28 protein-coding genes and 5 tRNA genes are annotated in these 26071 nt (G+C 34.4%); 17 read left to right on the plus strand and 16 right to left on the minus strand.

The features are described 5' to 3' along the window. Positions 1 to 39: 39 nt before the first annotated feature. Both FLB_RS02410 and FLB_RS02415 read left to right on the plus strand, forming a co-directional pair. Positions 40 to 906 carry a rhomboid family intramembrane serine protease gene (locus FLB_RS02410; protein ID WP_064714372.1) on the plus strand — a complete coding sequence of 289 codons (867 nt, stop codon included), beginning with the start codon at positions 40 to 42 and terminating at the stop codon, positions 904 to 906. A 124-nt stretch (positions 907 to 1030) separates the two neighbouring features. Continuing rightward, positions 1031 to 2074 (plus strand): endonuclease/exonuclease/phosphatase family protein, encoded by a 1044-nt coding sequence (locus FLB_RS02415; protein ID WP_064714373.1) that lies wholly within the window; start codon positions 1031 to 1033, stop codon positions 2072 to 2074. 160 nt (positions 2075 to 2234) lie between these two features. Here the strand turns inward: FLB_RS02415 and FLB_RS02420 are convergent, their stop codons facing one another. The 6 genes from FLB_RS02420 to FLB_RS02445 all read right to left on the minus strand — a co-directional run bounded on the left by FLB_RS02420 (position 2235) and on the right by FLB_RS02445 (position 7492). Continuing rightward, positions 2235 to 2858, minus strand: coding sequence for a WbqC family protein (locus FLB_RS02420; RefSeq protein ID WP_064714858.1), 624 nt, complete (start codon positions 2856 to 2858; stop codon positions 2235 to 2237). Between the two features lie 78 nt (positions 2859 to 2936). After that, complete coding sequence (gene lepB / locus FLB_RS02425) at positions 2937 to 4493, minus strand: signal peptidase I (RefSeq protein WP_064714374.1); 1557 nt, start codon at positions 4491 to 4493, stop codon at positions 2937 to 2939. 35 nt (positions 4494 to 4528) lie between these two features. Continuing rightward, positions 4529 to 5233, minus strand: a complete 705-nt coding sequence (dapB, locus tag FLB_RS02430; protein ID WP_064714375.1) for a 4-hydroxy-tetrahydrodipicolinate reductase — start codon at positions 5231 to 5233, stop codon at positions 4529 to 4531. Between the two features lie 26 nt (positions 5234 to 5259). Then, entirely contained in the window at positions 5260 to 5820 is a 561-nt protein-coding gene (locus FLB_RS02435; protein ID WP_064714376.1) for a DUF5683 domain-containing protein, read from the minus strand. Then, positions 5820 to 6719 carry a ParB/RepB/Spo0J family partition protein gene (locus FLB_RS02440; RefSeq protein WP_064714377.1) on the minus strand — a complete coding sequence of 300 codons (900 nt, stop codon included), beginning with the start codon at positions 6717 to 6719 and terminating at the stop codon, positions 5820 to 5822. The genes FLB_RS02435 and FLB_RS02440 overlap by 1 nt, the downstream gene beginning before the upstream one ends. Positions 6720 to 6724: 5 nt before the next feature. Further along, positions 6725 to 7492, minus strand: a complete 768-nt coding sequence (locus FLB_RS02445; protein ID WP_064714378.1) for a ParA family protein — start codon at positions 7490 to 7492, stop codon at positions 6725 to 6727. A gap of 236 nt (positions 7493 to 7728) precedes the next feature. On the opposite strand from FLB_RS02445, the gene FLB_RS02450 reads away from it, so the two are divergent. Next, positions 7729 to 7803, plus strand: a tRNA-Pro gene (locus tag FLB_RS02450). Between the two features lie 40 nt (positions 7804 to 7843). Continuing rightward, complete coding sequence (locus FLB_RS02455) at positions 7844 to 8089, plus strand: GIY-YIG nuclease family protein (protein WP_064714379.1); 246 nt, start codon at positions 7844 to 7846, stop codon at positions 8087 to 8089. A gap of 241 nt (positions 8090 to 8330) precedes the next feature. Here FLB_RS02455 and FLB_RS02460 read toward each other — a convergent pair. From FLB_RS02460 to FLB_RS02475, 4 genes are all read right to left on the minus strand, one after another. Continuing rightward, a tRNA-Leu gene (locus tag FLB_RS02460) sits at positions 8331 to 8416 on the minus strand. 42 nt (positions 8417 to 8458) lie between these two features. Beyond that, a tRNA-Lys gene (locus FLB_RS02465) sits at positions 8459 to 8531 on the minus strand. 38 nt (positions 8532 to 8569) lie between these two features. Continuing rightward, positions 8570 to 8642, minus strand: a tRNA-Lys gene (locus FLB_RS02470). Positions 8643 to 8680: 38 nt separating this feature from the next. Then, positions 8681 to 8753 (minus strand) — tRNA-Lys (locus tag FLB_RS02475). Between the two features lie 126 nt (positions 8754 to 8879). Between FLB_RS02475 and FLB_RS02480 the strand changes: the two genes are divergently transcribed. Continuing rightward, positions 8880 to 9398 carry a shikimate kinase gene (locus FLB_RS02480; protein WP_064714380.1) on the plus strand — a complete coding sequence of 173 codons (519 nt, stop codon included), beginning with the start codon at positions 8880 to 8882 and terminating at the stop codon, positions 9396 to 9398. On the opposite strand, the gene FLB_RS02485 is transcribed toward FLB_RS02480, so the two are convergent. Beyond that, positions 9390 to 9890 (minus strand): phosphoribosyltransferase domain-containing protein, encoded by a 501-nt coding sequence (locus FLB_RS02485; protein ID WP_064714381.1) that lies wholly within the window; start codon positions 9888 to 9890, stop codon positions 9390 to 9392. The genes FLB_RS02480 and FLB_RS02485 overlap by 9 nt on opposite strands. Before the next feature lie 72 nt (positions 9891 to 9962). Continuing rightward, positions 9963 to 10364: an RNA-binding S4 domain-containing protein gene (locus FLB_RS02490; protein WP_064714382.1), complete on the minus strand. Its 402-nt coding sequence runs from the start codon at positions 10362 to 10364 to the stop codon at positions 9963 to 9965. Between the two features lie 78 nt (positions 10365 to 10442). On the opposite strand from FLB_RS02490, the gene FLB_RS02495 reads away from it, so the two are divergent. Beyond that, positions 10443 to 11426, plus strand: a complete 984-nt coding sequence (locus tag FLB_RS02495; protein ID WP_064714383.1) for an FKBP-type peptidyl-prolyl cis-trans isomerase — start codon at positions 10443 to 10445, stop codon at positions 11424 to 11426. 228 nt (positions 11427 to 11654) lie between these two features. Here FLB_RS02495 and FLB_RS02500 read toward each other — a convergent pair whose 3' ends face one another. From FLB_RS02500 to FLB_RS02515, 4 genes are all read right to left on the minus strand, one after another. Continuing rightward, positions 11655 to 12608, minus strand: coding sequence for a transketolase family protein (locus tag FLB_RS02500; RefSeq protein WP_064714384.1), 954 nt, complete (start codon positions 12606 to 12608; stop codon positions 11655 to 11657). 80 nt (positions 12609 to 12688) lie between these two features. Next, the gene (locus FLB_RS02505) at positions 12689 to 13537 is read right to left on the minus strand and encodes a transketolase (protein WP_064714385.1); all 849 of its coding nucleotides are present in this window, start codon (positions 13535 to 13537) and stop codon (positions 12689 to 12691) included. A gap of 289 nt (positions 13538 to 13826) precedes the next feature. Next, a complete protein-coding gene (locus FLB_RS02510) occupies positions 13827 to 14141 on the minus strand; it encodes a rhodanese-like domain-containing protein (protein WP_064714386.1) in 315 nt (104 codons plus the stop codon). A 1-nt stretch (position 14142) separates the two neighbouring features. Further along, complete coding sequence (locus FLB_RS02515; protein WP_064714387.1) at positions 14143 to 14436, minus strand: rhodanese-like domain-containing protein; 294 nt, start codon at positions 14434 to 14436, stop codon at positions 14143 to 14145. 204 nt (positions 14437 to 14640) lie between these two features. On the opposite strand from FLB_RS02515, the gene tgt reads away from it, so the two are divergent. From tgt to FLB_RS02570, 11 genes are all read left to right on the plus strand, one after another. Further along, entirely contained in the window at positions 14641 to 15771 is a 1131-nt protein-coding gene (gene tgt, locus FLB_RS02520) for a tRNA guanosine(34) transglycosylase Tgt (RefSeq protein ID WP_064714388.1), read from the plus strand. Positions 15772 to 15810: 39 nt separating this feature from the next. Then, complete coding sequence (locus FLB_RS02525; protein WP_064714389.1) at positions 15811 to 16944, plus strand: LptF/LptG family permease; 1134 nt, start codon at positions 15811 to 15813, stop codon at positions 16942 to 16944. After that, a complete protein-coding gene (locus FLB_RS02530; RefSeq protein ID WP_064714390.1) occupies positions 16931 to 17815 on the plus strand; it encodes a DMT family transporter in 885 nt (294 codons plus the stop codon). The genes FLB_RS02525 and FLB_RS02530 overlap by 14 nt, the downstream gene beginning before the upstream one ends. 188 nt (positions 17816 to 18003) lie before the next feature. Beyond that, a complete protein-coding gene (locus FLB_RS02535; protein WP_064714391.1) occupies positions 18004 to 19935 on the plus strand; it encodes an LTA synthase family protein in 1932 nt (643 codons plus the stop codon). 20 nt (positions 19936 to 19955) lie between these two features. Continuing rightward, complete coding sequence (locus FLB_RS02540) at positions 19956 to 20555, plus strand: dual specificity protein phosphatase family protein (protein WP_064714392.1); 600 nt, start codon at positions 19956 to 19958, stop codon at positions 20553 to 20555. 138 nt (positions 20556 to 20693) lie between these two features. Further along, the gene (locus tag FLB_RS02545) at positions 20694 to 21647 is read left to right on the plus strand and encodes an acetyl-CoA carboxylase carboxyltransferase subunit alpha (RefSeq protein ID WP_064714859.1); all 954 of its coding nucleotides are present in this window, start codon (positions 20694 to 20696) and stop codon (positions 21645 to 21647) included. Between the two features lie 140 nt (positions 21648 to 21787). Further along, a complete protein-coding gene (gene dnaB, locus FLB_RS02550; protein WP_064714393.1) occupies positions 21788 to 23326 on the plus strand; it encodes a replicative DNA helicase in 1539 nt (512 codons plus the stop codon). 120 nt (positions 23327 to 23446) lie between these two features. Beyond that, positions 23447 to 23821 carry a hypothetical protein gene (locus FLB_RS02555; protein ID WP_064714394.1) on the plus strand — a complete coding sequence of 125 codons (375 nt, stop codon included), beginning with the start codon at positions 23447 to 23449 and terminating at the stop codon, positions 23819 to 23821. Between the two features lie 40 nt (positions 23822 to 23861). Beyond that, positions 23862 to 24467, plus strand: a complete 606-nt coding sequence (locus FLB_RS02560; protein ID WP_231891035.1) for a hypothetical protein — start codon at positions 23862 to 23864, stop codon at positions 24465 to 24467. Positions 24468 to 24547: 80 nt separating this feature from the next. Continuing rightward, a complete protein-coding gene (locus FLB_RS02565) occupies positions 24548 to 25339 on the plus strand; it encodes a sensor histidine kinase (protein ID WP_064714395.1) in 792 nt (263 codons plus the stop codon). Positions 25340 to 25341: 2 nt separating this feature from the next. Then, entirely contained in the window at positions 25342 to 26004 is a 663-nt protein-coding gene (locus tag FLB_RS02570) for a response regulator transcription factor (protein ID WP_064714396.1), read from the plus strand. Positions 26005 to 26071 lie beyond the last annotated feature (67 nt).

Consider the following 26071-nt stretch of genomic DNA (forward strand, 5'->3'; position numbering starts at 1 on the left):
ATAGCTTTGCTTATATTTGAGTCATTAATGCATCACTTTATGAATATATTCGATGATTTAAAATCGCGTTACCGTTTGGGAGATGTAGCCTTGCAGTTCATTTTCTGGAATGTAGGTATCTTTTTAATCTCCATACCTTTTTTTTACCAATTTAAGTTAGGTCAATTTGCATTTCCTGATTGGATTGCTTTATCATCAGACCCTTTGGTTTCTCTAAGTCGCCCATGGACGTATCTCTCGTATGCTTTTTTTCATGATGGTATTGGTCATTTGTTCTTCAATATGTTGGTTTTGCATTTTTGTAGTCAATTATTTTTGACCTTTTTTACCACTAAGCAATTTGTGGGACTGTATGTGCTAAGCTCTATTTTTTCGGGAATAGTGTTTGTGATCGTTTATTATTTTTTGCAATATTCTTCGTTAATAGTTGGTGCTTCGGCAGCCATTTACGCTATTTTAATGGCGACAACTACTTATCAACCACTGATGGAAGTCCACTTATTTCTTTTCGGAAGGGTAAAATTATGGTACATCACCGCTGTAATTCTTTTATTGGATGTGCTTCAATTCCGTTTAGAAAACATGGGTGGACACATCGCTCACTTTGCGGGTGCTTTTTTTGGTTTTTTATTTATAAAATTATTGGTTAGTGGTGTGGATTTGAGTAAATTGGTTTCTGGAATAACCGATTTTTTTGGCAGTCTTTTTCAGAAAAAAGAAAAAAAACCATTCAAGAAAGTTCACGTTAATTATGCAAGAAAAGAAGCGCCAAGAACAGCTTCAAAAATTGTAACCAAAGACAAAACTCAACAACAAATCGATGAGATTTTAGATAAAATTAGTCAGTCCGGTTATGATTGTTTAACCGCCGAAGAAAAAGAGTTTTTGTTTAAAGCCGGGAAATAGTACAAATGGTTTAAGTTTAAAGGTTGTGGTTCGTTTTGTTGAAAAATTAGTATCAAAATTAATTTAAACAATTAACCCAAAACAATGAACAATAGACCATACAACCACCAACAATTATCAAGTAATGAAGAACCTTTCTTGGTTTAATAAAATTATGTTTTTTTTGAATATAGTTCTGACTGTATTCACCTTTACTGCCTATATATTTCCCTTTTTATCGCCCAAAGTCTTTCCTTTATTTGCGGTTTTCACCTTGTTTATGCCGGTATTTTTTGTGCTAAATGGCTTGTTTTTTTTGTATTGGGGACTTCAGTTCAAAAAAAGAATGATTCTTTCCGGGCTGGTTTTGCTTATGGGCATTACCTTCATTAATAAATTCTATAAATTTTCAAACAAGATTTACCAAGATTCTCCAAAAGATTTTAAGGTAATGAGTTACAATGTTCGTTTGTTCAATGTTTTTAAATGGATCGACAGAGAAGATATTCCTCAAGAAATTTTGGCTTTCATCAACGAAAACAACCCTGATATTCTATGTATTCAGGAATATTCAAACCATGGCAATGTCGATTTAAAAGTCTATCCCTACCGCTATATTTTTATCGAAGGAGATAAAATTCGCACAGGGCAAGCCATTTTTTCAAAATTTCCAATAATCAATCAAGGCAATATTGTGTTTCCTAATTCTAATAATAACGCCATTTTTGCCGATATAAAGCGAGGAAAAGACATTATTCGCGTGTATAATATCCATTTTCAATCCATAAAAATTTCGCCAGACGTACACGAAATTTCCGAGAACATCGAGGTAATAAATCAACAAAAATCACAGAAATTATTCAATCGCATCAGCAAAGCTTTCAGGCAACAACAAGAACAAGCCGAAATATTTATTGCACACAAAAAAGAGTCGCAATATCCTTTAATCATTTGCGGTGACTTGAATAATAGCGCCTTTTCGTATGTGTATCGCAATGTAAAAGGGAAATTAAGAGACGCTTTCGAAGAAGCAGGCAAAGGCTTTGGTCAAACCTATACCTTTCGTTATTATCCCGCAAGAATTGATTATATTTTTGCCGATAATAAAATGGAGGTCAAAGAGTTTCAGAGTTTTCCAGAATTTCAAAACTCAGATCATTATCCCATTATGGCCAAGTTGAGTTTTTAAAAGCAGTTTTAGGAGCGAAACAAAAGGCTTTTTTGCAGTTATGGTTTCCCGCTTTTCGCTATAATCTTTTGTGCCGAACCCCGGCACAAAAGGATTTCGCTTCACCCGAGCGATAGCGAACTGGCGAAGCAATCGGGGCTAAACGACCATCAATTGGCTTTTATGGCACAATAATGTTTTGATTTTTCAGATAACCCAAAGCAAATTTTCCTTCATTAAAAATCAAATCCAGTACGCTCAAATTGTTGATAAAGCCATGTTTGTCATCAAAAACTTGGGTGTAGTTTTCAAATACATTTGGGTCTTTTTTGCCATTTACTAGGCTTCTAGCATCAAAAATGTCATCCGCTACTTCGTGAAAATATTCATCGGTTTTTTTGAATTCTAGCGAATAGCGAAGGCATTTTTCTACCAAAGCGATGGTTTCAAAATTCAAATCCATCAAAAAGTGATGTTTTTTTTCAAAGAATGGCATAAAATCATCTTCAAAAAACTCAAAGAACGGAGAGCTTCTATAGCCCGCCTCAAGTGACTTAAAGTGTTGCTTTTGCCAATCAAAATCATTTTCAATAATGATGTCTTTCGTTTTTTGATGCCCTTTGTTGGCGTGCTTGATAGGAATATTTAGCATTTGAATCCCATTTGGGCTATAAATGTAAGTTCTATTTCTATTCGTCTGTTTTTGAAAATTATCTTCAACTTCAAACGTCACCACTTCCGACTGTACCATAGCCGCAAACTGACTAATTGAAGGGAAATACGAGGGATGTATTAATGTATTCATACTGCTTTTTTTAAAGTCAAAAGTCATATTCATCCAACAAGGAAAAATATGACTTTTGAATCTACATTGTACATTGGGTTAAATCTCAGTTTTAGCTTTTCTTTTTTTCCAAAAATATTCTCCAATAAAGAAAGCAACTAATGCAAACAAGAAATACTTGAAATAGGATTGTGGCTGGCCTTCTCCGCTAACGGTTGTGAAAACACGATCCCAACGAATTTTGTTGATGCCTTTTCCGTTAGTATCCCAGCTTAACCAAATAAAAATGGGTTTACCCACAATATGGTTCTCTGGAACAAATCCCCAATAACGACTGTCTTCAGAGTTATGGCGATTGTCTCCCATCATCCAATAATAATTTTGATCAAAAGTGTAATTAGTAGCTACTTTACCGTCAATTCTGATTTCGGTTCCGTTTACTTCTAATTTTTTATTTTCATAATCTGTGATAATCGTTTTGTAAAAAGGAAGCGTCTCTAAATTTAAAGCTACAGTTTTTCCTTTTTGCGGAATATAAATGGGACCGTAGTTGTCTTGATTCCAGTCTTTGGTATGAGGAAAGACATTTTTTTCTGCTCCTTTAGTGATTATTCTAGTCACCGAAGTGATACCTGGTACTTGCTTAAATCGTTCGGCACCAGCTGTAGTTAAAGCACTAATAAATAAAGTGTCTCTTCTTTGATCATCCAAAAAGAACGCTGGATCGGTAATGTCTAGTTCTTTGAACAAAGTTTCAAAATCAATAGGTGTTTTACCATCCAAAGCCAATTTGTACGAATATTGAGGTTTGGCTCTCTCAGGTAAAATAAGTTCTTTTCCATCAATGTAAATTAAACCATCTTTTATGGATAAATTATCTCCAGGTAAACCAACACAACGTTTTACGTAATTTGATTTTTTATCGATAGGTTTGTCAACGCGTAAACCAGATTTGTCTCTAAATTTATATACTGTATCTACTGGCCAGTTGAATACTACGATATCATTTCGCTTGATATCTTCGATAGAAGGGAATCTCATATATGGCAATTGTGGCCAATTTAGATACGATTTTTTCTTAGTTAACGGAATAGTATCATGAACCATTGGCATCGCAACGGTAGTCATTGGAACTCTTGCTCCATAGTTCATTTTGCTCACAAACAAAAAGTCTCCCACCAATAAGGATTTCTCCAAAGATGAAGTTGGAATCGTAAAAGGTTGAATGAAATAAGTATGAACAATAGTAGCAACAATAACCGCAAACAATAATGAACTAACAGTGTCAGCCGCTTTATGGTCAGGTGCTGTGTCTCTATCGGCTATATAATTTAATGGTTGGGTATAATTGATGTAGTACAAATAAAAACCAAAGGTTAGAATCACTAAGATGGTATCTACTGTAGAACGTCTTCCAAAACTACGTAAGGTTTCTACCCAAACTACAGGAAACATGATTAAGTTGATTACTGGAATGAACAATAAAATCGTCCACCAAGTGGGTCTTCCTATGATTTTCATCAATACGATGGCATTGTAAATAGGAATAGCCGCTTCCCAGCGTTTTCTTCCGGCACTTTCGTACATTTTCCATGTACCTAAAAAATGGACTATTTGAATAACTAAAAAGAATACAAACCAAGAATATAGTGTCATAGAATTCGGTTTTTAAAGCTAAAGTAGCGCTATGATTATTTAAAATTTAAAACATCTTTCATGGTGAAAACGCCTTGTTTTCCTGCCAACCATTCTGCTGCAATAACAGCACCTAAGGCAAATCCTTCTCTGTTGTGTGCAGTATGTTTAATTTCGATGGCGTCGATAGGGGAGTTGTAGGTTACCGTATGTGTACCTGGAACTTCTCCAGTTCTAATGGCTTCAATGTGAAGTTCGTTTTCTTTTGGACTATTGTCCATTGTCCAATTAGAATAATTACTATGTTCTATAACACCTTCGGCTAGGGTAATAGCAGTTCCACTTGGTGCGTCTAATTTATGAATATGGTGAATTTCTTCCATTGCCACTTTGTAAGAATCATAAGGAGCCATAATTTTTGACAAATAGGAATTCAATTCAAAAAAAAGATTCACCCCTAAACTAAAGTTAGAACTAGAAATAAAACCACCTTTTTTTTCTATACATAAGGCAATCATTTCGTCATAGTGTTCCAACCAACCCGTTGTGCCCGAAACGACAGGGACATTATTGTTGAAACTTGCAGAGATATTTGCAACTGCGGCTGCTGGAACACTGAAATCAATGGCAACATCGGCTTTTTCTAATCCTTCATAAGTATTGAATTCGTCTTTTTTCAAAACGATTTCGTGGCCTCTTTCAAGTGCAATTCTTTCAATTACTTGACCCATTTTTCCGTATCCTAAAAGCGCAATCTTCATTTTTTTTGATTTAAAATAAGTACTTATTAAAAAGTATAATTAAACGTTAGTCCGACATTGGGACGAAACGTTACATCGTTGGGGTAAATTTCAGGTCTTAATGATAGATTTTCACTTACATTAAATTGTATTAAAGCCGCATCAACATTGGCGTCAATAATATTTAAAACATAAAAACCAACCGTTACTAATGCCGATAAATCTCTGTTGCGTTGATAAAATTTTTGACCAGCAATGAGTCGGCTATTGTCTAAATAAGAAAATTGATCGTCCGTGTAGCCTTCTAATCGTCTTTTATAAGCATCTCGGTATTGATTGTATTTCTTATTGTTGTCTAAATAAAAATACAAACTTGTGCCTATTCCAGCATAGACCAATGGAATTTTCCAATACTTTTTGTTGTAGGCTTGACCTAAACCTGGTAAAATAGCAGAATAAAATGCCGCTTTTGCAGGTGTTAGAGGGTCAATATCATTCGATTGGATAGTGTCTTTTGCAATTAGACTTTTATCTTTTTTATCTTGTGCAAAAACAAAACCATTTCCTATAAAAAAAGTAAGGATACATATAGCAAGGATTTTATTCACTACCCTTTGATTAATTTAATGATTCGGTTGAGATCTTCTTGAGAGTGAAATGGAATGGTTATTTTTCCTTTTCCGTTATTGGCTACTTTCAAATCTACTTTGGTTCCAAAATAAGAATTAAAGCTATGTTGTTGCTCATCATCAATTTCAAATGCAGCAGATTTAGCAGGAATGTTTGATTTTGGCAACAAACTTTCTTGATAGTTTTTGACCAAAGTTTCTGTTTCACGTACGGATAGATTCTGGCTTACAATTTTCTGATACATTTGCGCCTGAACATCTAAATCTTCAACATTGATGATGGCACGACCATGTCCCATACTGATGAAACCGTCTCTAATTCCAGTTTGAATAATTGGGTCTAGTTTTAAAAGACGCAAATAGTTGGCAATGGTAGAACGTTTTTTTCCCACTCTCTCGCTCATTTGTTCTTGTGTCAACTGGATTTCATCCATTAAACGTTGGTAGGAAAGTGCAATCTCAATTGGGTCTAAGTCATGACGTTGGATGTTTTCCACCAAAGCCATAACCAATGATTCATTGTCATTTGCAATACGAATGTAAGCAGGTACTGTGGTAAGTCCTACTAAAACAGAAGCGCGCAAACGACGTTCCCCAGAAATTAATTGGTATTTATTAAAATCTAATTTACGAACCGTAATAGGTTGAATCACACCTAATTCTTTAATAGAAGTGGCTAATTCACGCAGTGATTCTTCATTGAAATTTGTTCTGGGTTGAAATGGATTAATTTCAATAGCATCAATTTCAAGCTCAATAATATTACCAACAACTTTGTCTGCATTTTTGTCCTCAACCGATTTAATATCGTTTTCAGGGTCTTTTAATAATGCGGATAATCCTCTACCGAGTGCTTGTTTTTTTACTGCTTTTGTCATAAAACCTATTTGCTATTTTTCTTTATTATTTCTTGAGCTAAGTGAATATAGTTAACCGCTCCTTTACTAGTCGCGTCATAGTTGATGATGCTTTCACCAAAACTAGGCGCTTCACTTAATTTTACATTTCGTTGGATTACAGTTTCAAAAACCATGTCGTTGAAGTGTTTTTGAACTTCTTCCAAAACTTGATTAGACAAACGCAATCTCGAGTCATACATAGTAAGTAGTAGTCCTTCGATGTCTAAATCTGGGTTGTGAATTTTTTGAATACTTTTCACAGTGTTTAATAATTTTCCTAATCCTTCGAGTGCAAAATATTCGCACTGAATCGGAATAATTACAGAATCAGCCGCAGTAAGCGCATTCAAAGTTAGTAAGCCTAAAGACGGAGCACAGTCAATTAAGATGTAATCGTATTCATCTTTGATGCTGTCTAGTGATTTTTTGAGCATGTACTCACGGTTTTCTTTGTCGACCAATTCGATTTCGATAGCTACAAGGTCGATATGGGAAGGAATCACGTCTACGTTTGGAGCGGTGCATTTCAGCAATGCTTCATGTGGCGTATGACTGTGTTCTAATATTTGATAGGTGCCAATTTCAACTGTCTCGACATCAATTCCTAATCCTGATGTAGCATTAGCTTGAGGATCAGCGTCAATTAATAAGACTTTTTTTTCTAAAACACCTAATGATGCTGCAAGATTAACGGATGTTGTGGTTTTTCCAACTCCTCCTTTTTGATTAGCAATCGCAATGATTTTGCCCATTTGTTTTTGAATTTTGAGCGGTAAAAATACAATTTTTTATGGTTATTGAAAATCTATTTTATAACATTTGTGTTTGTTTTTTGAAACCATTTTTGAGGGGTCTTTGTTTTAACTTCTAAATGCTTTTGGAATAAGGTTTTTTGTAATGCATTTTTTGTTTTTCTATTTTTTTTAAATACTTTCTTAAAAATAGCTTGTGAAACAAATAAAACTACACTATATTTGCACCCGCGTTACGGGGTGTAGCGTAGCCCGGTTATCGCGCCTGCTTTGGGAGCAGGAGGTCGCAGGTTCGAATCCTGCCACCCCGACTAAATCCTTTCTGAGTTTCAGGAGGGATTTTTTGTATATATGGAATTTACAGTTTACATATTATATTCAAAATCAGCTGACAAGTTTTATGTTGGTCATACTTCTATGAGTATTGATGAACGACTAAGACGTCATTTGAGTAATCATAATGGTTTTACGGGAAGAATTAAGGATTGGGAGTTGTTTTATTCTGAGAAATTTTCAGAAAAGAGTGAGGCTATTAAAAGAGAAAAAGAAATAAAAAGTTGGAAGAGTAAAGTCAAGATTCAACTCTTAATAAAGTAATGAACGGTTATCGCGTCCCGATGGTAATCGGGAAGGTCGCAGGTTTTAATTTCTGTTAAGCGGAATAGACTCTGCCACCCCGACAAAATCCTTTCTGAGTTTCAGAAGGGATTTTTTGTTTAGATGGAATTTGCGGTTTGCATGGATCAAGTTCAAAAGTTTTGTTTAATCCCTAACTTTTAAACTTGTTTTGTAATTAATTGAAAAGGGACAAAGAAAAAATATCTTTGTCCCTTTTTTTTGGTGACCATGGAGGGATTTGAACCCTCACGCCCTTGCGAGCACCACCCCCTCAAGATGGCGAGTCTACCGTTTCTCCACATGGCCGTCAAATAAAAAAAGGTCATTCGCCGTAGCGAATAACCTTTGTGACCCGACTGGGGCTCGAACCCAGGACCCCATCATTAAAAGTGATGTGCTCTACCGACTGAGCTATCGAGTCAATCATTCAAGAAACTAATGCGTAGTTCACAGTATTTGTGACCCGACTGGGGCTCGAACCCAGGACCCCATCATTAAAAGTGATGTGCTCTACCGACTGAGCTATCGAGTCAATCATTCAAGAAACTAATGCGTAGTTCACAGTATTTGTGACCCGACTGGGGCTCGAACCCAGGACCCCATCATTAAAAGTGATGTGCTCTACCGACTGAGCTATCGAGTCATTTCGTTTCTTGAATGCGGGTGCAAATATACGTACTTTTTTTTCAAGTTTCAAAGCAATTTTATTATAAATTTGTCTTTTTTAATCAAAAAGTTACAATGCCTTAATTAATAAGGTTTTATTGCCATGAAAAAAATTATATTATTAGGGTATATGGGTTGCGGTAAGTCAACCATTGCTCATAAACTGTCTGAGAAAACCACTATTCCCTTTTTAGATTTAGATCAATATATTGAAGAAAAAGCCAATTTGACTATCAAAGAACTCTTTGAAAAGCACGGAGAGATTTATTTTCGGAAACTAGAGCACGAAGCTTTTGTGACACTTTTAGAACAAAAGGAAGCTGTAATTCTTGGGCTTGGTGGAGGAACTCCTTGTTATGCGAATAATCACGAATTGTTACAACGTCCGGATTTGGTCTCAGTTTATTTAAAGGCTTCGGTTGCTACTTTGTTCGAGAGATTATCTAAAAACAAGAGCAAACGTCCTTTAATTGCTAATTTAAACGATGTAGAATTAAATGAGTTTATTGCAAAACATTTATTCGATAGAAGTTATTATTACAACCAAGCACAATATAAGGTTACTGTTGATGACAAAACAGTAGCGGAAACGGTAGAAAGTATCGTGGCGTTGTTAGCTTAAATACGCATAGCTATTCCCAGCTTCTTCAAAAACTACTTGCACGTGTTCAAATAGGGAAGTTGATAATGAAATTCCTTTGAAATCTGCTTTGACAGGATATTTTTTGTGGTTTCTGTCAATGAGTACCGCTGTTTTGAATTTTTTTAAGGGAACTTCTAAAAAATGGCGAACGGCATAAATTAATGTCGTTCCAGAATTTAACACATCGTCTACTAAGACTAAGCCTTTGTTGGTATAGTTCTCTTTGGCCAATGAAGTGCGAATAGCCAAATCAGGTTGGTGTTTGTTGATTTCGACTTCGCAAAGTGAAACTTTAATGGGAGAAATCAAGGCCAAAGCGGCCGCGATTTTTTGAGCAAACACAAAACCGTTTTTGGTAATACCAGCCAGTACAATTTCTTCTTCATCTACAAAGGTTTCGTAGATTTGGTAAGCAATTCGTTTGATTTTGTGTTCTATTTCTAGGTGGGTTAAAATGATGTTTTGGCTCATTGTTTTTATTTTGAAAGGTACAAAAGGAATAATGTGAGTTTGAATTTTGAGTTGTTTTTTTAGAAGTTTAGCTTATTGCAAATGAGAATCTTCATCTTGATCTTCTATAATGACATTGCCAAACTCATCAATGTCGCGGCGATCTTTTTTGGTAGGACGACCCGTTCCGTTTTTTCGATAATGTTCTTTTGAAAGTTTTAATAATTCTAAATGTTGATAAACTTCTGCAGGAGTGTCATTGCGGCGATACATATCGACCAATTTCGCGCCAACACGACTTTCTGGGATGTCTAAAACCGTGATGATTTGTGTAATTTGATCTTTGCGAAAGGTAATTTTGTCAGTTGGAAAAACTTCTTTCGAGGCTTTGGCAACTTGACCATTTACGGTTACTTGGTTTTTTTTACAAGCCTCGGTAACCATATTTCTGGTTTTGTAATAACGAACGCACCATAAATATTTATCTATCCGCATAAATTTTCAAAAATCAAAGTTAAATAGTTTATCAAAATCAATCTAAATTGTATCTTGCGCACTCAAAAATTAGTACTAATGAACAAAATTAAGTTTTATTTTATTTTATCAATGCTATCTTTAGCATTATTTTCATGTTCTAAAAGTAGCGATGAGGCGGAGGTAACCCCACCTAGAGAATATAGCGTGCAATATGCCACTGATATCAAAGACATTGAAGAGTACTTGAAAACTTATTATATAGAGGAAGTTACTGCTGACTTCGATATTAAGATTTCTAAAATTCCTACAGGAGGTACTCAAAAATCAGTTTGGGAGCAAACAACTTATCCACTTAAATTCAGAGAGGTGGACTTGCATGGAGTAAAGTATAAGTTGTATTATTTAGCCTTGAATCAAGGTGTTGGTGAGTCGCCATGTAATGTTGATGCTGTGTTTGCGGCTTATAAAGGAGATTATTTACAACAAGTAACTAAAGATGGTGTAACTACACTTACTGCAACTGAATTTGAAAGATTAAGTAATCCACAACAATTTTTTCAATTAACAGGGGTAATAAAAGGATGGTCTGAAATATTTCCTTTGTTCAAAAAGGGCACCTATGTTTCCAATTCAGATGGGACGATATCTTATAAGGATTTTGGAGCTGGAGTGGTTTTTATTCCTTCGGGCTTAGCGTATTATAATAGTGGTCAAGGAACAATTCCTTCCTATTCCCCGTTAGTTTTTAATTTTAAATTATATGAAATTCAACGTAATGATCAAGATGGGGATGGAATTCCTTCTTATTTAGAAGATTTGGATGGTGATGGTTATATGTATAGTTTTACCAATACTACTTTGTATCCTACCAAACCTACTACCAATCCTGATGATACTGATGGTGATGATGTCCCAGATTTTATTGATGTAGATGATGATGGGGATAATTATACGACGAAATTAGAGCGTTCTTATAAAGATGCTAACGGAGTGACGCAATACTATGATTTTGCAAATATTCCTTTGTGTACTGGAGGTAATGGCAAAAAAAGGCACTTGGATCCAAAATGTTATAATTAAGTCTATAAAGATTTATTATGAAACCGTTCTTTTGTAAGAGCGGTTTTTTTTGGCTTACTTATTATTTTTTGTTTTACTTTTTTAGGAGTAATGCAAAAAATGTACTTCATGTAATTAGTTTTTGATTGGGTATCAATATAATTTAGGAGTAATGATTTTTACAAATTGCCAAGACAAAAAAATCCCGCCAAGTATTGCTTGACGGGACTTATATAATTGGTAAAATAATTACTTTCTTCCCAATACTCTTTCTACAGCTTCAAAAATTGCTTGGTTGTTTAGTTTGTATTTTTCCATCAATTGTTCTGGGGTTCCAGATTCTCCAAAACTATCGTTTACGGCCACGAATTCTTGTGGTGCAGGAGTGTTTAAAGCTAAAACTCTAGAAACACTTTCTCCTAAACCTCCTAAGATGTTATGTTCTTCAGCAGTTACCACGCATTTAGTTTTGGCAACCGATTTTAAAATCGCTTCTTCATCCAAAGGTTTAATCGTGTGAATGTTGATGACTTCGGCAGAAATTCCTTTGGCTTCCAAAGCTTCGGCAGCGATTAAAGCTTCCCAAACTAAGTGACCTGTGGCAACAATCGTAACATCTGTCCCTTCGTTTAATAAAATAGCTTTTCCGATAACGAAAGGTTCGTCGGCTGGCATAAAGTTAGGTACCACTGGTCGACCAAAACGCAAGTAAGCTGGGCCATGGTGATCTGCTAAAGCAATCGTAGCGGCTTTAGTTTGATTGTAATCACAAGTGTTGATTACGGTCATGCCTGGTAGCATTTTCATTAAACCAATATCTTCAAGGATTTGGTGTGTTGCTCCATCTTCTCCAAGGGTTAATCCCGCGTGAGAAGCACAAATTTTTACATTTTTATCAGAGTAAGCTACTGATTGACGAATTTGATCGTAAACACGGCCCGTAGAAAAGTTGGCAAATGTTCCTGTAAATGGAATTTTACCTCCAATTGTTAAACCAGCAGCAATTCCAATCATGTTAGCTTCTGCAATTCCGATTTGGAAAAAACGCTCTGGGTGATTTTTCTTGAAATCATCGAATTTCAATGACCCAATTAAATCGGCACAAAGTGCTACTACATTTTCGTTTTTCTGACCCAATTCAGTCATTCCCGCTCCAAAACCTGAACGTGTATCTTTACTTCCTGTATTTGTATATTTTTTCATTATTTGATTTTAATTGAAAGATTAAAAAATTAAAAGATTAGACATCTGAAGTCAGAAATCTTTAATCTGTTATCTTAATTCTAGTAATCTGCTAAAGTTGAACTATTTTGTGCTAAAGCATTTTCTAATTGAGCATCATTAGGCGCTTTTCCGTGCCAAGCATGCGTATGCATCATGAAATCTACTCCATTCCCCATTTCAGTATATAATAACACACAAACTGGTTTTCCTTTGCCAGTTTTAGCTTTAGCTTCTGTCATTCCAGCGATAATCGCTTCGATGTTGTTTCCTTCTTTGATTTCAAGAACATCCCAATCAAAAGCTTCAAATTTAGCTTTCAAGCTTCCCATATTCAATACTTCGTCGGTAGTTCCATCAATTTGTTTACCATTAACGTCGATAGTAGCAATAAGGTTGTCTACGTTTTTGGCAGAAGCATACATGATCGCTTCCCAGTTTTGACCTTCTTGCAATTCGCCGTCTCCATGTAACGTATAAACGATATGTGCGTCTCCATTTAATTTTTTAGCTTGAGCAGCACCCAAAGCAACAGATAATCCTTGTCCTAAAGACCCAGAAGCCATACGGATTCCAGGTAAACCTTCGTGTGTTGTAGGGTGACCTTGCAAACGAGAATTTAATAATCGGAATGTAGCCAATTCTGCTACAGGAAAATAACCGCTTCTAGCTAGTACGCTATAAAATACTGGAGAAATATGACCATTAGACAAGAAGAAAACATCTTCTCCAATACCGTCCATGTCAAATCCTTCTTTGCGATCCATTAAATATTGATAAAGAGTAACTAGAAATTCTGTACATCCTAGAGAACCACCTGGGTGTCCAGAATTAACAGCGTGTACCATACGAAGAATATCTCTTCTAACTTGGATAGTTAAATCGTTTAATTGTTGTGTGTTAGGCTTCATTTTGTTTGTAAAAGTTAAACTGCTGCAAAAGTAAATTTTATTTTCGGTAAGACCAATGATTTTGGAAGCAATTTCAAGAGAATGATAAGTGGGCTTTCATAATTCATAAAGACGTAGGAATAATAACAAAAAAGACCAGCGAGAAGCCAGTCTTAAATTAATTAATGTCAAGTATTGAACAAATGTAAAGACAAGAACAGCTCTGTCCTGTTGTATTTGTCAATTTATGTTTTATGTCAATGAGTCACAAACTATAAACCATCTACTACCAATCTACAACTTTAAAGGTTTACAATTTACTTTTTAGGTTACTCCAGCCACCACCATTGTACACTTCAGTATAGCCATTTGCTTTTAGAATGCTTTTGGCAGAGGCACTTCGCATGCCTGAGGCACAGCAAGTAATAATGACTTGGTTTTTATTTTTTAACTGGTTTAAATTTTGGCGTAATATATCTACAGGAATATTAAGAGCACCTTGAATATGTCCATCGCGGAATTCACCTTTGCTTCTTACATCTACGATTACAGCTCCTTGTTGTAATAATGCTTTGTAATTTGTGGCAGGACCCAGACCAAAAAGGGTTTTAAAAAAAGTAAGCATATTAATCGATTTTGTTTTGTAAAGATTGATAAAAATTCACGTTCAACCATGAACCACCGTTTGTACAATCAATACCATGTTGTAAGAGGAAATGTTCGGCTTGACCGCTTCGGCCACCAGAAGCACAGCACAAAATAAGAGGGCTAGGTAGGGCTTTCATTTCTTCAAGACGTTCTTGAATTTCATTCAGAGGAATATTGATAGACGTGGCTACATGACCACCCATAAACTCTTCATGGGTTCTAACGTCTACAATGGTGCCATGTTTTTCTTTAATTAAATGTTCTAAGGTCATAAGTTTTTTTTATTTAAGTAAGACAAAAGTAAAGGTATAAAATGGTTTTTTGTGTAACAATTGTTACACTGTTCGGACAGGTGATGACCTGTCCTTGCAGTTGCCTTGCTATATGCATCAGTAATTCGTTCGTGTTAAATAAAATGGTAAATAGCAATTCGTAAATCTTAAATAAATTATCTTTGCGCACTGAAAAAAGAGGATATGAAATTTGATTTATTACAAAAAGATACGCAATCTAAAGCGAGAGCAGGGAGTATTACAACAGATCATGGGGTGATTGAAACCCCTATTTTTATGCCTGTAGGTACAGCAGGAACTGTAAAAGGAGTGCATCAACGCGAACTGAAAGACGATATTAATCCAGATATTATTTTGGGTAATACGTATCATTTGTATTTGCGCCCTCAAACCCCAATTTTGGAAAAAGCAGGAGGTTTGCACAAATTCATGAATTGGGATCGCAATATTTTGACTGATTCTGGAGGATATCAAGTGTATTCTCTATCGGCCAATCGTAAAATTAAAGAAGAAGGAGTAAAATTCAAGTCGCATATTGATGGTTCCTATCATTTTTTTACGCCAGAAAATGTAATGGAAATTCAACGCACCATTGGAGCCGATATTATCATGGCTTTTGATGAATGTACGCCTTATCCTTGCGATTATCGTTATGCACAACGTTCTATGCACATGACGCACCGTTGGTTGAATCGTTGCATCAATCATTTGGAAAAAGTGCCTTACAAATATGGATATGAGCAAACATTTTTTCCTATTGTACAAGGGAGTACTTATAAAGATTTGCGTCGTCAGTCGGCAGAATATATCGCCAATGCTGGGCAACAAGGGAATGCTATTGGAGGACTTTCGGTAGGAGAGCCAGCGGAAGAAATGTATGCGATGACCGAAATTGTATGTGATATTTTACCCGAAGATAAACCTAGATATTTGATGGGAGTAGGAACACCGATCAATATTTTGGAAAACATTGCCTTAGGAGTGGATATGTTTGATTGTGTTATGCCTACGCGTAATGCCAGAAACGGAATGCTTTTTACAGCTAATGGCTCAATTAATATCAAAAACAAAAAATGGGAAGATGATTTTTCTCCAATTGATGAAATGGGAATTACTTATGTAGATACTTTTTATACCAAAGCCTATTTGCGTCATTTGTTTGCTTCTAATGAAATGCTTGGAAAGCAAATTGCTACTATTCATAATTTAGGTTTTTATATGTGGTTGGTTCGTGAAGCTAGAAAACATATCTTAGCGGACGATTTTAGACCTTGGAAAGAAATGATGGTCAAAAACATGAGCCAAAGATTATAGTGCCTTAGCTCTGAATGGGAGTAAGGAAAAAATAGGATTATGGATAAAAAAACAGAGAAAAGGTTCTCCCTTCCGGGGTTAGGGGGCTTAACGATAATAGATAAATACATTCTGAAGCGCTACTTGGCTACTTTTGGTGTCATGTTATTGTTGTTTATCCCGATTGGAATTGTAATTGATGTTTCTGAGAAGATTGATAAAATGTTAGAAAATAAGATCCCTTTTCTGGACATTGCATTTTATTACTACAACTTTACTATCTATTTTGCCAATTCACTGTTTCCCATATTTTTATTCTTGTCGATTATTTGGTTTACATCAAAATTGGCCAATAATACTGAGATTATTGCGATTTTGGGTTCTGGAATTTCGTTTGCTCGATTTTTACGACCGTATATTATTGGTGCTTCAATTGTTTCTATTTTGGTGTTGTTGATGGGGTTTTTTCTCGTGCCTTCCGCCAGTGAGGAGTTCAATAATTTTAGGTACACCTATCTAAAAGGAGGAGGGAAAGAGGCCATGCATGGTGACAATACAGATGTTTACCGACAAATCAATGACCATGAATTCATTTATGTGAATAGTTTTAACCCAGAAACCAAAATGGCTTTTAATTTTTCGCTAGAGAAGTTCAAGAAAGAACAATTGATGTCTAAAATGACAGCAAGTAGAATCAAATGGAATCCTGAAGACAGCACTTATACGCTTTATGATTATACCAAACGAACCGTTGGTGCAATGGGTGATAAAATTGAGAAAGCTCCTGAAAAAAAATTTCGTTTTGCTTTTGATTTAGAAGATTTAACGCCTTTGGTATATATTGCAGAAACCCTTAGCCTTTCAGAACTCAATGCCTTTATTGAGAAAGAACGCAAAAGAGGTTCTTCAAATATAAATGTTTATTTGGTCGTTTTATATAAAAAATACAGTGTTCCCGTTTCGGCATTTATATTAACAATAATTGCGGTTTCGGTTTCGGCCATGAAGCGAAGAGGGGGAATGGGAACGAATCTTGCCATAGGAATTGCTATTGCGTTTGCATTTGTTTTTTTTGATAAAATCTTTGGTACTATAGCTGAAAAGTCCTCCTTCTCGCCACTAGTAGCCGTATGGTTGCCCAATATCTTTTTCGGAATATTAGCCATTTATTTATTACGTAATGCCAAACGATAATTTAAAAAGTTACCTAAATCTTCATTTGATTGTTTTTATTTGGGGATTTACAGCCATTTTGGGTGCATTAATTACGATCGATGCTGATTTTTTGGTTTGGTATCGCATGTTTTTTGCGGCGATCTTTTTAGGTGGTTTTCTTTTGTTTAAGAAAATTCCTTTCCAGATTTCTTTTAGTGCAGTACTAAAACTAGTTTTTGTTGGATTGCTTATTGCGTTGCATTGGATTACCTTTTTTGAATCGATTAAGGAGGCTACTGTTTCTATTACTCTCTCTGTTTTTTCTTTGGGAGCTTTTATTGCATCAATTCTAGAGCCTATTTTTTATGGTCGAAAAGTATTGTGGTATGAAGTAATTTTTGGTTTAGTAATCATAGCGGGATTAGCAATGATACTTCAGGTAGAAATCAATTATTTACATGGGATGTTGTTGGCTTTGATCTCCATTATTTTAGGAGTCGTATTTACATTATTCAACGGAAAATTAATCGAACACCATGAACCTTCGGTAATCGCTTTTTATGAATTTTTGGCTGGTTTTGTATTTATTACCATTTACTTTGTTTGTAATGGTTCTTTTTCTGCAGATTTTTTTGTTTTAACGCCAAAAAACTGGGCGCTAATTTTGCTTTTATCTTCCATTTGTACCGCTTATGCTTTTACGGCTTCGGTAAAAGTAATGCGTCGTTTATCGCCTTATACTGTTATGCTTACCACAAATTTAGAGCCTGTTTATGGTATCATTTTGGCCTATTTTATCATTGGAGGAAAAGAAAAAATGAGTGCCGAATTTTATATTGGCGCATTCATTATAGTTGTTACAGTAATTTTAAACGGCGTTTTTAAACACTATTATAACAAGGCTTCTTAGTTTATAATCTAGTATAAAACACTAGCATTTTTTTTCAAAAAAAGGAAACCATAAAAATGTTTTAGGGTTAGTTTTGATAACTATAGATTAGCCGAATCAATATAAACTGAATTCTTATTCATGTTTTGTAAACCATAAAATGCAATATATTTGCAGTTATTTTTTTTTTATTAATTTTCATTGATGCTATGTATAAACACTTACGGATAAACGAGTATAAAGTATTGCTCTATCGAATTTTGTTAGCCTATATTTTTTATTTTATTGCTAGAATACTTTTCTATTCATTTAATAGTGATCTACTAAAACAAGATTCTTTTTCGGATTTTATTGCTTTATGTTACTATGGTTTAGCATTTGATACTACAGCAATTCTGTATGTAAATCTTTTGTTTATAGTGTTTTCTATTGTACCAATTGTCAAAAATACGAATCCAAGCTATCAAAAATTTATTTTTTACCTTTATTTCTCTACCAATTTGGTTGCCTATGCCACGAATTTTGTTGATTTTATTTATTACAAATATACTTTTTCAAGGACTACAATAGCTGTTCTAAATGTTTTGGAACACGAGACCAATAAAACAACACTTTTTTTAAGTTTTGCGCTTCGTTATTGGTACGTTTTCCTATTGTTTGTTTTGTTGGCTGCTTTATGGGTGTATTTGTATAAAAAAGTTAGGGTAAAACAGACTGTTCCATCAGAGAGATCAAAATATTTTATTTTTTCAATACTTAGTTTTGTGCTCGTAATACTTCTTGTTATAGGAGGAATTCGAGGAGGGGATTTTAAAAAATCGACTCGCCCAATTAATATTTTGGATGCGAGCCGACATGTAAAAAATATTGTGCATTCAGATATAGTTTTAAACACTCCCTTCGCTATTATTAGGACTATGTTTAGTAATTATTTTTTGAAAACAAATTATCCAGATGTTACTGAAAAATTGATTTTAGAAAAAGTACAACCTATAAAGCAATATCATAATAATCCCGAAACCAAACCCAATGTTGTGGTTTTTATTTTAGAAAGCTATGGACGTGAATATATTGGTGCATTCAATAAAAAATCTGGAATACCAAATTATAAAAGTCATGCTCCATTTTTAGATTCACTATCTCAGCATAGTTTAATTTTTACTAATGCTTATGCAAACGGTAGACAATCAATTCATGGAATGTCCTCGGTTTTGGCGGGAATACCTTCATTTAAAGAAGCTTTCACTTCATCTCCATTCCCTAAACAAAAAATAGAATCTTTAGTTTCTACACTAGAAAGTCAAGGCTACAACACTTCTTTTTTTCATGGTGCGGCCAATGGATCCATGGGGTTTCTTGGTTTCTCAAATATTTTAGGAGTAGATAATTATTATGGTAGAACAGAATTTAATGATGACTCACAATTTGATGGATTTTGGGGTATTTGGGACGAACCCTTTTTTCAATTTATGAAAAAAACGTTAGATAAAAAAAGCACTCCTTTTTTCGCTTCTATTTTTACAGTTTCGTCGCATGAGCCTTATATCATACCCGAAAAGTATGCAAAGACTTTTGTAGAAGGTAATGTTCCTATCCACAAGTGTGCTGAATATACTGATTTTGCCTTAAAACGTTTCTTTAATGAAGCTAAAAAAGAGCCTTGGTTTTCCAATACTATTTTTGTTCTTGTGGCCGATCATTGTAATCAAATTTATTATGAGGAATATGAAAAACCAATAAACCGATATGCAGTTCCAATAATTATCTATAAACCGAACAGCAAATATGTAGGAGTGGATACTGATTTGGCGCAACAAATAGACATTTATCCAACAATATTAGACATGATTGGATATCCTAAACCTTTTAGAAGCTGGGGAAGAAGTTTATTGGATAAAAAATCCAGTGAGCCTTTTGTTATTAATTCAACAGGAAATATTTATCAATTTTCTAAAGGGAATTATATTTGTACCTTTGACGGTAAGACGGCTATTGGTTTTTATGATAAAAATGATAAAGCATTAAAAACAAATTTAATTAAAAATAGAAATGCCGAAATGAATGAAATCGAGCTTAATTGCAAGGCTTTTATTCAAGATTATATGAATAGAATCATAGACAAAAAAATGTATCACAAATAGATTTTAATTACTAAATAAAAATGAAGAAAAATAAAAAAATACTATTTCTTTCCCTACTTGTTATCATAATCATATGCGTTGGAAAATATGTGTATGATATGAATATTAATCATAATTTTGAAACAATTACCGAAGGAAAGGTGTATAAATCAGGTGTAATTCCGCCAGATGAAATTGAAAGTTATGTAAAAAAATATAAAATAAAGTCAATCATTGATCTTCGATTTCCAGGCACAAACGATTTAGTTAATAATCCAGAAAATCCCCAAGAGCTCATTGATGAAATTAAAGCGGTAAGACAAATTCCAAATACAAATTATTTTAATGTAGGTACAGATCAGGTTCCTAAGCAACAAAATTTGGATGCTTTTTTTAAAATCATGGATGATAAATCAAATTATCCTGTTCTGATTCATTGCTATCACGGCGTTGGGCGTGCAGAAATGTATTCTGCATTGTATAGAATTGAATATGAAAATTTTACTAATGAAGCCGCTAGGAAAGGAACCCGATTTATTGTGAAGTTTGGATCTTTTGATGATGGAACTCCAAAAGGAGAATACCTAAAAAAATACAAATCAAGAAGAGAATTAGCCGCTGAAAAAAATAAAAAACATTAAAACAGCCTAAATTTTAAAATTCAAGCATAAGCGTTATGCTTTCCTATACAATCCAGGAAAATGTAAGGCTTAAACAAATTAAATTTTTACATTTGCACACCTTAAGAATTGCAAAATAATACAAACGCAAAAAGTCCTATGGAATATTTAGATTTTGAACTTCCCATCAAAGAATTAGAGGAGCAGTTAGAAAAATGCGTCATTATCGGAAAAGAGTCAGATGTTGATGTTACCCCAACGTGTAAAGAAATTAACAAGAAGTTGGTAGAAACAAAAAAAAGCATCTATAAAAATCTTACTGCTTGGCAACGTGTTCAGTTATCCAGACATCCCAATCGCCCTTATACTTTAGATCATGTTAGAGCACTTTGTGGCGATACATTTTTAGAATTGCATGGTGATCGTAGTTTCAAAGATGATAAGGCCATGATTGGTGGTTTAGGGAAAATTGGAGGGCAATCTTTTATGATTGTAGGACAACAAAAAGGATACAATACCAAAACCCGTCAATACCGAAACTTTGGTATGGCCAATCCAGAAGGCTACAGAAAAGCTTTGCGTTTGATGAAAATGGCTGAAAAATTTGGTATTCCGGTGTTGACTTTAGTAGATACTCCCGGTGCTTATCCTGGTTTAGAAGCCGAAGAAAGAGGGCAAGGAGAGGCAATTGCAAGAAATATTTTTGAAATGGTACGCTTAAAAGTACCTATTATCACCGTAATTGTTGGAGAAGGAGCTTCTGGAGGAGCTTTAGGAATTGGAGTAGGAGATCGTGTGTATATGCTCGAAAATACTTGGTATTCTGTAATTTCGCCAGAATCATGTTCTTCTATTTTATGGAAAAGTTGGGAATACAAAGAGCAAGCAGCAGAAGCGTTAAAATTGACTTCAGCTGATATGAAAAAACAAAAATTAGTCGACGATATCATTCCTGAACCACTTGGTGGAGCACATTATGATAGAGAAACGACTTTCAAAACGGTTGAACATTATATTTTGAAAGGATTTAATGAACTGAAAGACTTATCAACAGCAGAATTAATCGCTCAAAGGATGGATAAATACAGCAAAATGGGACATTTTAAAGAATAAAATCCTACAAAATATTTTGAAGTCCGAAGCCGTTTGGTTTCGGACTTTTTTATGGTTATCAACAAAAAAGCTTTAGTTATAAACATTTTTAGGTAATAACTCAATAGCATAAACCTTCTATTTTTTTTTAAATTCGTTCTATGGAAAATTTTAAATCAATAAGCCCAATCAAAGTGGATCGCTCCACTATTATTAACCTAGAAAAAGGAAAGTTACCACCACAGGTCCTAGAATTAGAAGAGGCTGTGCTAGGAGCTATGATGATTGACAAAAAAGGGGTAGATGAGGTAATTGATATTTTACAACCCGATGCTTTCTACAAAGAAGCACACAAACATATCTTTGAGGCTATTGTTCAATTGTTTACCGAGTCACAACCTATTGACTTATTAACAGTTTCTGCCCAGCTTCGGAAAAATGCCAAATTAGACCTTTCAGGTGGCGATTTTTACCTGATTCAGTTAACGCAAAAGATCTCCTCATCTGCGCATATCGAATTTCACTCTAGAATTATTCTCCAAAAGTATATTCAACGAAGTTTGATCAGGATTTCTTCTGAAATAATCGAAGAATCGTATGACGAAACTACCGATGTTTTTGATTTGTTAGACAAAGCCGAATCCAAGTTATACGAGGTAACCCAAGGGAACGTAAAACGTAGTTCGGAAACCGCACAAAGTTTAGTACTTCAAGCCAAAAAACGAATCGAAGAAATTGCAGGTCAAGAAGGATTAAGTGGTGTCGCTACTGGTTTTGAAAAGCTTGACAAAGTTACTTCAGGTTGGCAACCTTCGGATTTGATTATTATTGCAGCTCGTCCTGGTATGGGTAAGACGGCCTTTGTATTATCGATGGCAAGAAATATTGCTATCGATTTTCAAAAGCCTGTGGCTGTTTTTTCTTTGGAGATGTCTTCGGTACAGCTGATTACTCGTTTGATCTCTTCTGAAACCGGGTTGTCTTCTGAAAAATTGCGTACAGGAAAGTTAGAAAAACACGAATGGGAACAATTGAGTACCAAGGTAAAAAATCTAGAGAAAGCTCCCTTGTTTATTGATGACTCTCCTTCTCTTTCCATTTTTGATTTGCGTGCCAAATGCCGTCGTTTAGCATCACAACACGGAATTAAATTAATTATTGTAGATTATTTGCAGCTGATGACTGCCGGAGGAAACGGAAAAGGAGGTGGAAACCGTGAGCAAGAAATCTCTACCATTTCTCGAAACCTAAAAGCTTTGGCAAAAGAACTCAATGTACCTGTTATTGCACTTTCGCAATTATCCCGTGCGGTAGAAACCCGTGGCTCTAGTAAGCGACCTTTGCTTTCGGATCTTCGTGAATCGGGTGCGATTGAGCAAGATGCCGATATTGTGTCGTTTATCTATCGTCCGGAGTATTATAAAATTGAAGAATGGGATGACGATGAGCAGTCACCAACCGCAGGTCAAGCAGAATTCATTATCGCAAAGCACAGAAACGGTGGTCTGGAAAATGTACGATTAAAATTCGTTGGAAGCTTAGGTAAGTTTGATAATTTAGAGGATTATAGCAGTGGCTATGACGATTTGCCTTCGAGTATGAATCAAGAGGATTTTACAAGAAATTTGCCTTCAGCCAATGAAGCCTTTGGAAGTACGTTTAACAATGATGCCGACGATGATAGCGATGTTCCTTTTTAGTGTTTTATAAATCAGGAAGTGATGATCTAGGAAGAGATTTCTTCCTTAATTTTTTGTTTTTGTAATAAAAAAATGGCTAGCTTAGCATCAACTATTATTAACTAATTTTCTAATACTATCATGACTGAAGAAAAATTTCCGGGAAAAATTGAAATCACTTTACCAACGGCTCAAGAATGGGTTAAAAAGTACAAAGCACCAAAAGAAGCAGCTAAATCTAAAAAAATAGACGCCTATTTGATTCCGTTAGAATCCTTGCAATTGGTAATGAATCAAAAAATAGATGCAGTTCGTGCCTACAAAGGAATTAATACAGCTGGCGAAGAAACCTTGATGTTGGTAGGAACAGTGTTGAATGCTAAAACAGGGATTTATGAAGATGTTTTTCCAGAAAATGCAGGAGTAGCTAAAACTTTAGGAGATGAGCCAATTGTTTTTGATGGAGGTCGTCCTTGTCCCCCTTTTGGAGATCCAGAGAGTCCGATGAATAATTAATATGACTGATTTTTTTCTTTATTTAGCATACAGCATTTTAATGTTAAATTTGAGCTTATATGCCATTAGCTTTTTCAAAAAAGAAAAGGTTAATGGTTTTTTCTTGTTGTATCTGCTATTTGCTACCATTATGCAGTTAAGTATGGAAGCATTGTACCATTTGCATAAGAATAATTTATTTTTAATGAACTTATTTTTTATTGGGCAGATGTTTTTAATGGGGCTTTTTTATGGTTCTTTAACTTGTTTGAAAGTGCAAAAACGGATAATTTATAGCACAACAGCTTTGGTTTTATCCGGTATAGGAATACAGAGTTGGCTCGATTATGAACAATTTTTTCAGTACAACTTGTTCGTGATAGTGATTACTAATCTGAGTGTGATTGTATTTGCTGTTTTTCATTTATACAACATGCTTACCACCGTAAAGAAATATTACTATTTTACTATTGGGCTTATTATTTATTTATTAGCGAGTACCATGGTTTTTGTAGTTGGCAACATAAATGCTAAATTAAATAATGAAGTGAAATTTATGCTTTGGACATTTAATTCTATTTTAGTGGTTTTGTATTATTTGTTTATTTTATACGAATGGAAAGTGAGTTTCTTTAAAAATAAATCAAGAAAGAAGATGTTTTTTTAAGTTTATTTTAGGAGTTTTCAATAAAAAAAAACTATTTTTGGTTTTAGAATAGTTTCTATTTTTAAATACCACTTAATTACATGGAAAGTACTGCCATTTCAGAAAAAGAAATTGTGCTCGTAATTCTGTACACTTCCTTTTTCTTTATCATTTTGGCAGTAGTACTAATTGTATTCTTCTACTTTTCTAGAAAAAAAATTATCCAAAAAGAAATTGAAAAAAAGGATAGCGAAATTGAGCATCAAAAAGAGCTTTTAAAAGCCGTAATCGAAACGCAAGAAACAGAACGCAAACGTATTGCGCAAGATTTACACGATGATATTAGCTCAAAGTTAAATGTTGTGGCATTGAATGCTCACTTGTTAACTACACCCAATCTCTCAATTCAAGAATTAGAGGGAATCAAATCCAATGTGATTGCGTTGACAGGTAAAGCACTTGAAAACTCACGAAAAATTGCTCATGACTTATTGCCACCCGTATTAGAAAAATTTGGCTTAGATGCAGGTGTAGAAGAGTTATGTATGGAGTTTAGCTCTGCCAAAGGGGTAGAAGTAATTTATCATAATGAAGTCACATTCGATGAAACTGATACACGAAGACATTTGCATGTTTTTAGGATTTTACAAGAGTTATTAAATAATTCTTTACGACACGGGAAAGCGACAAAAATAACCGTTAGTTTTGTTTCGAGTGGCGCTTATGTCAAATGTTTATATACAGATAATGGAATTGGTTTTGATGAAGCCAATTGCGCACAAAAAAAAGGTTTAGGATTAAAAAATATTGAGAGTAGAATTTCTTTTTTAAAGGGAAGTTTGTCTTTTCAATCAGAAGTAAATAATGGAGTAAACGTTGAATTTATTTTTTAAAAATGGATAAAAAAATTAAAATTGTTCTAGTCGACGATGAAGCACTGTTCAGAAAGGGATTGACCTTCATATTAGAAAGAGAGCCTAATTTTACAATTCTCCACGAAGACTCAAATGGTCAAGAATTACTTAACTTTCTAAGAAGTACCAATGAATTACCAGATATTGTACTGATCGATTTAAAAATGCCAGTTATTAATGGGGTTGAAGCTACCAAAATTATTCATAAAGAATTTCCTAGTATAAAAATTATTGCGCTAACTAGTTATGATTCAAAATCATTTGTCGCTAATATGATTGATGTAGGAGCGGTTTCTTATTTGTTGAAAAATGCATCACCTACCGAATTAATCCATACAATAAATGAAGTAGCTATTAAAGGATTTTATTATTCGGATTATGTTCTCAAAGTAATTAAAGATGTGGTGCTCTCTGGAAATAAACTAAAGAGTTGTTTAGACAGAAATTTACTTTCAGAACGCGAAATAGAAGTTTTAAAATTGATTTGTAAACAAAAAAATGCCGCAGAAATAGGTGAGCAATTATTTATTAGTCCAAGAACTGCCGAAGGTCATCGCACCAATTTACTGCTTAAAACCAATTCTAGAAATATTGCCGGATTAGTAGTGTATGCTATACAAAATGAATTAGTTCAATTAGACTAAAACAGCTTTTAAAATTTTATTAATGATTCAATAAGTATTGGAACGATAAAATGTAAAAAGTAGCTAA

The sequence above is a fragment of the Flavobacterium succinicans genome, assembly GCF_001662485.1.
Lineage (GTDB): Bacteria > Bacteroidota > Bacteroidia > Flavobacteriales > Flavobacteriaceae > Flavobacterium > Flavobacterium succinicans_A.